This window comes from Microcella alkaliphila (assembly GCF_004216855.1).
GTDB classification, from domain to species: domain Bacteria; phylum Actinomycetota; class Actinomycetes; order Actinomycetales; family Microbacteriaceae; genus Microcella; species Microcella alkaliphila.
Genome location: NZ_SGXT01000014.1, coordinates 288485 through 300310 on the forward strand (window position 1 = coordinate 288485; position 11826 = coordinate 300310).

Annotated in this window: 9 protein-coding genes; all 9 read right to left on the reverse strand. The window is 63.0% G+C overall.

Annotated features, from left to right (window positions below):
- Positions 1 to 81: 81 nt before the first annotated feature.
- The 9 genes from EV140_RS07095 to EV140_RS07135 all read right to left on the reverse strand — a co-directional run bounded on the left by EV140_RS07095 (position 82) and on the right by EV140_RS07135 (position 11807).
- Positions 82 to 528: a GAF domain-containing protein gene (locus EV140_RS07095; protein ID WP_130282413.1), complete on the reverse strand. Its 447-nt coding sequence runs from the start codon at positions 526 to 528 to the stop codon at positions 82 to 84.
- Positions 525 to 1469, reverse strand: coding sequence for a helix-turn-helix domain-containing protein (locus EV140_RS13325; protein ID WP_198674372.1), 945 nt, complete (start codon positions 1467 to 1469; stop codon positions 525 to 527). The genes EV140_RS07095 and EV140_RS13325 overlap by 4 nt, the downstream gene beginning before the upstream one ends.
- 548 nt (positions 1470 to 2017) lie before the next feature.
- Complete coding sequence (locus EV140_RS07105; RefSeq protein ID WP_422386092.1) at positions 2018 to 3082, reverse strand: DUF917 domain-containing protein; 1065 nt, start codon at positions 3080 to 3082, stop codon at positions 2018 to 2020.
- 2 nt (positions 3083 to 3084) lie between these two features.
- Positions 3085 to 4344: a hydantoinase/oxoprolinase family protein gene (locus EV140_RS07110; RefSeq protein ID WP_130282419.1), complete on the reverse strand. Its 1260-nt coding sequence runs from the start codon at positions 4342 to 4344 to the stop codon at positions 3085 to 3087.
- A gap of 95 nt (positions 4345 to 4439) precedes the next feature.
- Positions 4440 to 5438: an ABC transporter permease gene (locus EV140_RS07115; RefSeq protein WP_130282421.1), complete on the reverse strand. Its 999-nt coding sequence runs from the start codon at positions 5436 to 5438 to the stop codon at positions 4440 to 4442.
- Between the two features lie 7 nt (positions 5439 to 5445).
- On the reverse strand, positions 5446 to 6966 hold the full coding sequence (locus EV140_RS07120) for a sugar ABC transporter ATP-binding protein (protein WP_130282423.1): 1521 nt from the start codon (positions 6964 to 6966) through the stop codon (positions 5446 to 5448).
- Between the two features lie 57 nt (positions 6967 to 7023).
- Complete coding sequence (locus EV140_RS07125; protein ID WP_130282425.1) at positions 7024 to 8055, reverse strand: sugar ABC transporter substrate-binding protein; 1032 nt, start codon at positions 8053 to 8055, stop codon at positions 7024 to 7026.
- A 3-nt stretch (positions 8056 to 8058) separates the two neighbouring features.
- Positions 8059 to 9756, reverse strand: a complete 1698-nt coding sequence (locus EV140_RS07130; RefSeq protein WP_130282428.1) for a hydantoinase B/oxoprolinase family protein — start codon at positions 9754 to 9756, stop codon at positions 8059 to 8061.
- 2 nt (positions 9757 to 9758) lie between these two features.
- Positions 9759 to 11807, reverse strand: coding sequence for a hydantoinase/oxoprolinase family protein (locus tag EV140_RS07135; RefSeq protein WP_130282430.1), 2049 nt, complete (start codon positions 11805 to 11807; stop codon positions 9759 to 9761).
- Positions 11808 to 11826 lie beyond the last annotated feature (19 nt).

The window sequence follows — 11826 nt, forward strand, 5'->3', positions numbered from 1 at the left end:
AGTGCATTCGTCGGTGATTGCATAACACCACGGTGCCAGCAGGGCCGCGAGTGCCGGTGTGCATCGCGCCCAATCAACGACTCACAAACTCAGCGCAGCGCTCCTGAATGCGGGCACGAGCTGGGCAGCGATGGCAACGGCGGCGACGACCGATTCGTCGGTGTAAGCACCTTCACGGTCAAGGAAATTGAGAGACCCGATGGTGATTCCGTCATCCCTGACCGGCACATTGATGATGGCTCCGCATCCCAACGACTCGATTACGGTTGAGTCGAAGAAGAAGTTGCGCACCGACTTCCGGTCGGGCCCGAAGAAGGGCAATCCGCCGAGCACGACGTGTTCGTACCACATCGGCGACACCTGGCCGTCAATCGACTTGCGTCCGCCGACGGGATATACCGCCTCGTCACTGGAATAGATCCGCGCCATGCTGGACGCCCCGTCCGCGATGACAGAGCCGGTAAAGAGGATCACGCCAGGGTTCTCCATTGCGCGCTGGTGCGCTTCGGCCAGAGTGAGCGATGTCATGACAACCCTTTCGAAGTCTTGCGTGTCGGAGATGCGGTATCGCCGCCGACGTGGTCACGGGGGAGAAAGGCACGGATAATGGCCTCGACAGAAAACGACTGGTGGGGGTCACCGACGGGAAGCCCGAGCGCACGCGCCCGGTCGAGCCGAGCGGTCATGGTGTTGCGATGCAGCGAGAGGCGCGCGGCCGCGGCCACAACCGAACCCTCATCCAGAAAGGCGCGCACGCTCGTCACCAGGCGATCTCGATCACTCGCGTTGCAGAACTCGGGCACCACGAGCCGGGCGACGGTGATCGCGTCGTTCGGGTCGAACAGGTAGTCAATTGCTTGCAAGGTGAGCTCCTCGAACGACCCGACGCTACCGACGCCAGCCGCCCACGCGGTTCGGGATGCTATTCGAGCCTCGACAACTTGCTCCTGCAGGTTGCCGGGCGAGTCATGCGCCCGCGACAGGCCGATACCGATTCCCAGCTCGCCCAGACTGGTCGCGAGTGCCCCTCCCAGTTCGCGGGAGACGCGTGCCGTGTCGTCGTCCTCGCCGAGGGGGACGACCGAGATCCACCCATCGGCAGTGTCCACAAGTGACCCGCTCATCGCAGCTCTCCGCCACAGCAACCGGACGACATTCGACAGCGTCCGTGTTCGGCGGCTCTCCGGCGGGGCAAGGAACACGACTGCGTGCGCTTCACCATCCCGCCATCCGAGACGAGGCATCACCGTCTGCAGCGCCGCATTGTCGGGCATTGCCGCTTCGTCGATGGCGGCAACGGCCGAAAGCCCATCCACCATTTCCAACGCACCAGACTCGAACCATGCTGCTCGAATCAAGGGCACGATGAGGGTCAGTGCCGTGGTGACGAAGTCTTCGTTCTTCCCTGCTGCCGCCCAGAGAGTGACTGCTCCGGTTGCGGAATCACTGATGGTGAACGGCCCGACCATGGTGAGACTGTCGGTTTCGCGCTCACCGACAGCCGCGACACTGATGTCTCCGAATCGCAGCTCAAGATGAAGCCGCAACTCCGCGGCCGCGACGCGGAGAATCTCATCAACCTTGGTTTGCTCACCGACGGTTCGCAACAGAGCAATGAGTTGCGACTCGATCGCGGCGTTGGCGGCACCGATGTCAGCAGCGAGTGCGAGTGCCAACTTGGTGGGGTCGTCCACTGTGCTCAGGAGCGTGATGTCGAGTCGTCGCGCAAGAAGCACAACCGACTCCGAGTGTTGTCCGGCGGCGACCACAAGACTTGCTCGCCGCTCCCACGCGAGGCGCAAGACAGACGAGACCAGCCAGCCACTCGTTTCCGCACCAGAAGCAACGATGACGGCCGTTCGCGGAGAAACTCTGCGCGCTTGATCTGGCCTCGAGATCAGAGCTATGGAGTCGATCGTCGGATTCTCTGCTGAACGGTGAATGGCGACGGTTCGCGATAGCGCTCCCCGCTCGATGGCCGCGGTGACATCGAGCTTTCTCGGACTGCGCGGCGCCGTCACGGCTGCGTCTCCGCAAGACTGAGCCCGAAAGCGGCCGGCCCGACGAGCGCGAGGCCCTCCGGCTCGTACCATTTCGGATCAGCGGGTGTTTTCAAGACGTCCAGAACATCGCCTACACGAACGTCGTCAAGGCTGACGACCGACGCCTTTTCCGGGTCGATCAGGGTAACAATGTCGGGCACGGCGGCAGCGACGGCACCATCAACAAGCACCATGAGAATTTCGTTTTGGATCTCGATGCGAACGATCCGACCGTTGCCGTCGTCAGAGAGAGTCAAGCTTGACGGCTGGGCGGGAAGAGCCACGTCAGACGGTCCAAAGGAACTCTCCACGTACGCCACTTGTGCACGCGCGACACGTGACGTGCCCAACGCATCGGAAAGCTTTCGATATTTCGTGGCAAGCGGTTCAACACTCTCGAGGATGTGGCCAAGAGTGATCATGCGAGAGACCGACTCTATGACACCGTGGTCGCGCAGCTGAGAAACCGTACACGGGTACATGGCTGAGGCCGCCCACCCGCCTAGCTCCTCCGTCGCTGCCCGCACGAGAGCTTCCGCGCGGCGCGCGTTACCCACCTCAATGAGGATTCGCTCTCCGTTGGCGCCCATCAACGCCACCGGTCCGATATTCACTCCCGCGGCGTTCAGGGTTGTCTGGCTGATCAACGGGAAGACACGCCCCATGGGATCAGCATCCACAACCGGAAGGCCGGCCTGCAATGCCGTCAGCATGGGGACGATCGCGTTTAGGTTCGCGGCGGCAAGGGGAAAGATCGCGGCGGCTCGACGACCGACCGCGCGCTCGACCGCCGCAAGACAACCCAGCATTTCATCGCCACACGGCGGCATCTCAGCCATCAGCAAACCCTGCGAGACGAGTCCGACGGCGACGACGAGGTCGTCGGGTGCGAGGTCGTCCAGAGACGCGAGTGTCAGCGTGTGAGACGTCATCGCCATGCGGGTCATGTCGCTGTACATCAACATCGTGGTCGGATCGATCGAGCACGCGAGAAACTGCGCGCCCAACGCTACGCGGTCGACATCTTCTGGTGACAGCACCCTCATATCGTCGCCCCCGCTCGAGCAGTGGTTTCCACCCAATCCCCGATCACCCGAACCCGAATACGAACGACGTGCCGACTGCCGTAGGCCAAGGTGTATGCAGTTGACTCAACAACCCGTGTCGACTCCGGGGCCGCGCCCCAGTGGACCACCTGTGACCGGAGATCTTCCTGTGTTGCTCGCAACCAGCTGTCAAGTTCGTCTGAGGACGACGCATGCCCCAGGAAGTCGGCCCACGCGCTGAGCGGAGCGACGGCTGCTCCGAGCGCGGTCAGGTCGACGCGTGCACGCACTGTCGATTCGAGATCGCCCCGCATCGACACGGCGTCATGCGACCGAGCATCGACGACCGCCGCGGGTCGCTCTGGTTCCCCGAGGAGCGAAGGCGAGTACGGGTCGATGCGCGCCGCGTTGCAGGCGAGAGCGGGCTCACGGCCACGTCGAATGACCGTGTGAGTCGCCGGGACGCCCGCGTGAACACGACCGACCTGAGCGCCCGCGTCATCCGTGATGACAATCTCGCCCTCATCAACGGCGGCAAGGTGTCGCGCGCCCATCAAGCCGAGTGCCGCACCAGCGTGCAGAGCGTTGACGGGAGTTGCCCCCAGGCGACGAATAGGAACGCGCCCGCCGTCGCTGACAGCGAAATAGACAGGCACTCCCGGAAGCTGGACCCTCGCAGCCTGCTCAATCTGTGCCGCCAACTGATCTCCCGAAGACATGAGACAGGCATTCATGGCGGCGGTGTAGTCGCGATCACGAAATGAGTTGGAGAAGAATTCATTCGAGAGCGTCACCCGAGCGAAGGGAAACGCAGACAGTAGGGCGTCAGCGGCCTGCTGCTCGTGCTCCGGATTCGCCACGGACCCGACTGCCGTCACCGAGGCCACGAGCTCGGTATCCGATGAAATGCCGCGCAGCGCTGCGGTCAGTGACGCCACTTCGAGGTCCATGAGGCGTCGGCCACGCATGTCGTGTCCGCCCGTCACATCGATCACCGTAAGTCGACTATCGCGCAGATCAGGAGGCACCGGCAGTTCATGGAGCGGATCGGCGGCCGGACGAGGTCTAATTCTGACGGCGACGACCTGCCGCTCCCGCTCCATCGAAAGCAACCCTCCGACATCGACGGTGACCGAGCGGACCCCAACGTTCGAGCGATGCGCGATCCAGTCGAACAATTCGGGAAAGGGATCTTCCTGACCGATGGAATGCGAATACTCTCCGACAATCTCTCCGTCGGCGTCGACCGCAACCACGGAGCTCCGGTCTTTCTCGAGTCGGATTCCCGCGCGCACGTCAGACCACGGCCTGCAGGGTCATCGATGATCGCGACATAGTGCGAGCGCCTAGCTCAAGAGTTTCGCTTCTTGAAGAAGAGGCTATCGGCCGCGATAGCAATCAGAATCAAAGCCCCCGTGACAACCTGCTGATAGGTCGTGTCCCACTGGAGCAAATTAAACCCGTTCGCGATAACCGTCAGGATCATCACCCCGACGAAGGCCCGCCACACCGCGCCCTGGCCGCCCATGATGCTGGTACCGCCGATGACGACCGCCGCGATCGCCGTGAGTTCCAGGCCAGTAGCCATCCCGGGTTGCGCCGAGCCAGCTCGCGAGATCAGCACAAGCCCGGCGAGCGCCGAGCACGCTCCGCTGATCGCGAACACTCCGACCCGGACGGCACCGGTACGGATTCCGCTCAGTCTCGCCGCCTCGGCGTTGCCGCCCACAGCATAGATTCGGCGCCCATAGGTGGTTTGGGACAGCATCAGCCCGAGTACGACGACGGTGACGCCGAACAAGATCGATGCCCAGGTCAGGCCGAACGGCCCACGCTCAGCGAAAAAGCGAAAGGATTCGGCGATCTCGGCGGGGGGCGACACGATGGCACCGGCCGTCAGCACGATGGCGAGCCCGCGATAGATGATGCTGATCGCCAAGGTACCAATGAACGAGTTGATCTTCGTGGAGACGATGATGAGTCCTGTAATCGTGCCCAGAAGAACTCCGGCCACGATCGCACCGATGAACCCGGCCGCGAAACCGAATGTCTGCGAGATCCAGATACCGGTGATCGCCGAGACAGCTAACGTCGCGGTCGCTGACAAGTCGAACACCCCGCTGATAATGCACAACGTGGCGCCGACGGCGAGGAGTCCGACCACGGTCGCTTGGTCGACGAGATTGATCAGGTTTCCCGGGGTGAGGAAGGTGGTAGTGCTCACCGAGAGCCCCAGAACGATCGCGAGCAAGCCGAAAACAATGCCAAAGTCGCGGAACTTCGCCTGGAGTCGCTTCACGCCCCATGGCCCACTTGAGCTTTCGTTAGTGGGAGTGATCAGAGTGGTCATCCGAGGCTCATTTCGTGAAGGCGGAGGTGAGAATGTCAGAGGGTCGTGCCGAGCGGTCGAACTCGTCGACGATGCGGCCATGCCGCATCACGAGCACTCGATGCGAGAGGCGGATCACCTCATCGAGTTCAGAGCTGACCACGAGAACCGCAGTACCACGCGCGGCCAAGTCTCGAATAAGGCTGTGGATGCGCGCCTTGGCAGCGACGTCGACACCCCTGGTCGGCTCGTCCACCATGAGGAGCGCCGGCGGGTGGAGCAGCCACCGAGCGAAGAGAGCCTTCTGCTGGTTTCCGCCGGAAAGGTCGACGGTGAGGGTGTCGGGGCCGACACCCCGAAGGTCGACGTCAGCAGAAACCCTGCTGACCTCAGCCCTCTCCACCCGCCGTCGCACCCAGCCGCCAAAAGACCTCTGGGCCAACGTGCCCAGAGCAACGTTCTCGGTCACGGAGCGACCGAGCAACAACGCTTGATCCTTGCGTGACTCGGGAACCAGAGCCATCCCGCTCGCGATCGCTGACGACACGGAATTCTCTTTCACCTCAGCACCCCGAATGCGAATCGTGCCCGCACGACGCGGTTCGGCGCCGAGGAGGCCGAGCAACACATCGCTTCGGCCGCTCCCCACAAGACCGGCAAGACCCACGATCTCGCCCTCGCGAAGCGCGAATGAGATGTCGTGGACATGGCGCGTTTCGAGCCTCTCCACGTCGACTACGGTCTGCGCGAGTGGCGACACCTCTGCGGGAGGCTGATCGATGGGGTCGACCTCGCGTCCGACCATGAGGGAGACGATTGAGGCGGGCGTATACGCAGAAGCCTCGTTCGTCTCGATGAGCTTTCCGTCGCGAAGCACCGTCACCCGGTCAGCCAAACCGAGCACCTCTTCGAGGAAGTGCGAGACGATGATGATCGTCGTGCCGCGGTCGGCGATTTCTCTGACGACCCGCAGCAACAGTTCCTTCTCGACGTCGTTCAGCGCGGCCGTCGGCTCATCCATGCACAGCACCCGGGCGCCCCGAGCGAGTGCCTTGAGAATCTCCACCTGCTGCTGAATCCCGAGAGGGAGTTCGCCGACGGTGGCATCCGGATCGAGCGTGAACCCCGTGCGGTCGAGCAAGTCGTCAAATCGAACCCGATCGGCGGCCAGATGCGCGAACCCCGCCCGATGTGACCAGCGCCCGAGCATCACGTTCTCCATCACCGAGCGCTGAGGAATCACCGCTAACTCTTGACTGATGAGGGTGATGCCGTGGCGGATGGCGTCGCGCGGCGAGCCCAGAGTTACCGGCTCGCCGTCGAGAAGAAGCGAGCCCGAGGTCGCCGTAATGGCGCCACCGATGACCTTCAGCAGAGTGCTCTTGCCAGCACCGTTCTCGCCGAGAATGGCGTGAATCTCTCCGGGGGAAATCGTGAGATTTACGTCGTCCAGCACAGTAGTCGGCCCGTAAACCTTCGAGACCCCGCGTACCTCGATCTGCGGTGCCGATGGTGAGCCGTGTTGAGCGATGAGCTCTGTGTGCGACATAGGAATCTCCTCGACGACCAGAGGGAGCCGCCCTTGCGGGCGGCTCCCTGAGCGTACCTAGTCGGTGTAACCGGCCACGAAGTCGACCTCATCGAGTGCAGCCTTGGTTCCCCTGCCGTTATTCGGGGCGAGCGTCATCCCGTCGATGGCCATCTCAACCTCTTCACCACGAGCGAGCGCCAGACCGAGTTCGGTCGCTTTCTTGCCGTTCGCCACGACATCCTGCACGAAGACCGCGAACCAGTCACCGTTGCGAACCGACTCGACATTTGCCTGCGACGCGCCGTTGCCGATGAAGAGCACGTCCGAATCTCCAGCCACGTCCGCAGCTCCGACGATGGCCGCAGAGGCACCGATCACCACATCAACGTCAGGGTTCGCTTGCAGCACGTTCTGGAAGGCCGCACGACCGCTATCGGCCGCGTAACCGCCTTCCACACTGGCGACAAGCTCGATCGTGTCATCGGTGGCGAGCGTTGCCTTGACCGCTTCGGTGCGAGCGTTGTCGAGCGGAAGCGAGCGGAAGCCCTCGAGATAGGCGACCTGGCACGGCTTCGCCTCGACCGTCGCGCACGCTTCGATTCCCAGCTCAGCCAGCGCGACGCCGTTGTCAGTCGGCAGCTCCACGACGCTGATGGCGCCGTCGACCTGCGGCTCGATTGTCGTGAAGTCGGGACCAACCACTGAGAACTCCACCACGACTGTGATGCCAGCGTCTGCCGCTTCTTGAAGTGGGGCCTGCAGCGCCACATTGTCATTGGCTTGGATGACGATCACATCAAACTGGCGCGACGTGATCGCGTCACGAACCTGCTGAACCTGCGCCTGGCCGTCGAACGCTCCGTCGACGAAGGTTGCCGTCGCGTTGTTCTCGGCGGCAGCCTGCTCGACGCCGACGAACGTGCCCTGTGCGAACCCGTTGATGGCGGCAAACCCGAAGAAGCCGACCGAGAGCGCCTCCTGCTCGGAACTCGGCGACTCGGGGGCCGCCGGCTCTGGGGCAGCCGGCTCTCCGGCCCCGGAACACCCGGTAAGGAACAGTGCAGCCCCGAGGGCCCCGGCTGCTAGTGATGCGAATCGTGTCTTCATGATCTAGTCCTTCTCTTGGGTGATGGGAGGGTGCGGGTAGTGCAGTGCAGCGAACTCGGGAGTGATGTATCCGTTGGCGATGTCGTGGACTACTGCCTGAGGGTCTCGCTGCTGGGGGTCGCCGTACCCGCCGCCGCCACCGACAGCGAGACGCACGACATCGCCCGCCTTCATCGGTCGAGCGTTGGCCTTGAGCGTGCGCACTTCATCAGCGCGACCCGGGTTGATGATCACCTCGGGGCCGGTGGAGTCGGACCCTCCGAAAAGACCCCATGCGGGAGTGATCGATCGCTCGAACCAGAGTCCGACGACGCAGTCTGACAAGAATTCGTACTCGCGCACGACGCCGTTGCCACCGCGCCACCGACCAGGGCCACCCGAGTCAGGCCGAATCGAATAGTCGGTGATCCTGAGAGGGAACCGCGTCTCCATCATCTCAATCGGTAGGTCCCGCAGAGACCCGTTGACATTGTTGATCAGGGCGGATTCGCCGTCCGAGCCCTCCCAGGCACCCCAGCCACCGAGGGTCGCCTCGATCGAGACGAAGTTGCGCCCGACGCGGGGGTCGAAGCCTGCGACGGTGATGATCATCGAGTCACCGTGACTCGCCGCGGCCACCCGGTCGGGCAGTGCGGGGGCCAGCGCCCGAGAAACCAGGTCGATCAGCAAGCCCAGGTGCGAGAAGTACCACTGGCAGGCGGCGGGTGCCACGGCTCCGAGCACGGAACCGCTGCGCACCTGCGTGGTCATGGGGCGGAAGGAGCCGCCGTTGGAGTTCGCGTGGGGGCTGATCAACAACTTGTAGCCGACGCGCAGCCCTGAGATGGCCTGGGCGACGCCACAGTTGACCGGCCCGCGTGTCTGATCTGCTGACTCGGTGACGTCGAAGTCGATGCTGTCGCCGACCACTGTGATGCGCAGTTTGATCGGCACCGGGCGATCCAGGTCGATCCCGTCGTTGTCGAGAACGCCCTCGGCCTCGTAGATCCCGTCGGGGATCGCCGCGACAGCCTCGCGCTCCAGCACCTCCGTCTGACGGAAGATCTCCTCGCTCGCAGCCTGGAGCACGTCGATTCCGTAACGGCCGACGAGCTCGGTCATGCGGTTCATGCCCATTCGGAGCGCGGCGATCATTGCATTCATGTCGCCGATCGTTTGGTACGGGAATCGAACGTTCGTCTTGATGAGATCGATGACCGAAGTTTCGGCGCCGCCCTCGATGAGCTTCACCGGGCCCATCCTGAAGCCTTCTTGGAAGATGTCGACAGAATCCATCGATCCTCCGACGTCTTTCGAGCCCATGTCCATCCAGTGGGCGCGCGTCGCGGCAAAACCGACCAGCGTGCCTCCCGTAAAGATTGGCGCAAAGATCGTGACGTCATTGAGGTGGGTTCCGCCCAGGTAAGAGTCATTCAGAACCCAGATGTCACCCTCTTTCCACACCTCGACGCCGAACTGCTGCTCGACCGCAATGGAGCAGTACTCCAAGTTGCCGAGGAACAGGGGTAGCCCTGCCGATTGTCCAAGCACGCGGTGTTGGGTGTCGAGAATGGCTACGACGCAGTCGCCACCCTCATAGATGATGGGCGAATACGCCGATCGAATAAGCGTCGCATTCATGTCATCCGCTGCACTCGTCAGCGCGTTCCTGATGATCTCGACCGTGACCGGATCGAGTGCTTCCATCGTGGGAGTGGTCATGATCATTGCTCCTTCTCGTGCTGGCGGATGATGAGCGAGCCGAGTTCGTCGATGGTGACTCGATACCCCGGGGGAACGACCGTTGTCGCCGTCTCCTCGACGATGACGGCCGGGCCCTCGAAGTCATGGCCGCGCGCGAGGTTCGACCTGCGCACAACGATGGTCGGCCGGGACTCGCCGTCGAAGACCACCGGCTCAACGTCATGCTCGAACTCGGCGCTTGTCGCCTCCGCGAGCTGATGGGTCTTGAGTTGCCCCAGGCTGCCCACAGCCCGCGTGCGAAGTGTCGTGATCTCGATCGAAGCTCCGAAGGTGGAGTGCCCATACCGGTCTTGGTACATGTCGGCGAAACGACGCGCAAAATCCTCGAGGAAGTTCGGTTGCTGAACTTCGGCAACCGACTCGAGAGGAACATGCAGCGTGAACTCTTGACCTTGATACCGAACGTCGATGGACGAGCTGGCCGACCGGTGCTCTTCCGGGATCCCCTCCGACGAGAGTGAGTCGAGAGCGACCGAGCGCATTTCCGTCAAGACTCGAACAAGATCGTCGAGGTCAAGATCAGCATCGACGGAGAAGTAGGGCTCGGCGAAGTCGCGTCGAATGTCAGTCTGGAGCATCCCCCAGGCTGAGAAAGCGCCGGGGAATCGCGGGACCACCGTCTCGGGAATCCCCAGCTCCTGTGCCAGGAATACCGCGTGCATCGGGCCCGCGCCTCCGAAGGCGACGAGGCTGAAGTCGCGAGGCTCGATGCCGCGCGAGATCGTGATCGTACGAATGGCCTGCGCCATTTGGGCATTGGCGACATTACAGATGCCTTCGGCGATGGCGATCTCATCGAGACCCAGTGGCTCTCCAACGCTCTTGAGCGCCGCCACCGCGGCCTCACGGTCCAATGTCATCGCGCCACCGGCGAACCAGGCAGCGTCGACTCGACCGAGCACAAGGTTCGCGTCGGTGACGGTCGGTTCGCTTCCGCCTCGCCCGTAGCACGCAGGCCCCGGCTTCGCGCCCGCTGATCGAGGCCCGACGCGAAGTCCGCCAGCCTCCAACCACGCCACCGAACCGCCACCAGCGCCCACGGTGTGAATGTTGACGACGCTCATGAGCATCGGCAGGCCTTCTAGCTCTGCCTCGGTCGACACGTCGGGCTGGCCGTCGACCACGAGCGAAACGTCGAACGAGGTTCCGCCCATGTCGACGCCGATCAGGCTCTTGCGGTCAGAGACGCGCGCAAGTTCGACGTCACCCATCGCACCACCGACTGGCCCCGAGAGAAGGGTCTGCAATGGACGCTCACGAGCAGAGCGAGCGGTCAGCACTCCTCCAGACGACTGCATGATGTGCAGGGGTGCCTGAACACCCCGCTGCTCCAGCTGCTCCTCGAGAGCCAACAAGTAGTTGCGAACGACCGGTCCCGTGTACGCCTCGACCACGGCGGACGAGGTGCGCTCGTACTCGCGCCATTCCTTCGCCGACTGGTGCGATAAGGAGATGGTGAAGTCGTCCCCTAACTCTTCGCGGAGTATCTGCGCGGCTCGAAGCTCGTGATCCGGGTTCTTGTATGAGAACAAGAAGGCCACCGCGACGGCCCCATACCCTTCTGACTCTGCCCGGCGAGCTGCCTGACGAATGGCGACCTCATCAAGCGGTCGCACTTCTTCGCCCTGGCTACCCAGTCGGCCGTTGATGCCGATGATGTCTTTGCGCTCGAGTAGGGGCTGTGGTTTGCGGTACTGCGCGTCGTAGAGATCCAGTCTCGGCCCGCGAGCGATGAGGTAAGTGTCCTCGGCGCCTGCGGTCGCGAGCAGCAGAACTCGCACCCCGCGTCGCTCGAGAAATGCATTGAGCCCTTGCGTCGTGCCGTGGACGAGAAACTCGATCTCGTCAAGCTCGGGTACGAGCGCCTCAAGGCCCTGGAGAACTCCCACACTCAATTCACCCGGTGTGGTCGATGCCTTCGTCGCCTGTATCTCGCCGGTGGAAGTGTTGTACGCCACTACGTCGGTGAATGTTCCGCCGATATCCATTGACACTCGATGTGTACCCATGCTCGCTCCTTTGCGTGTG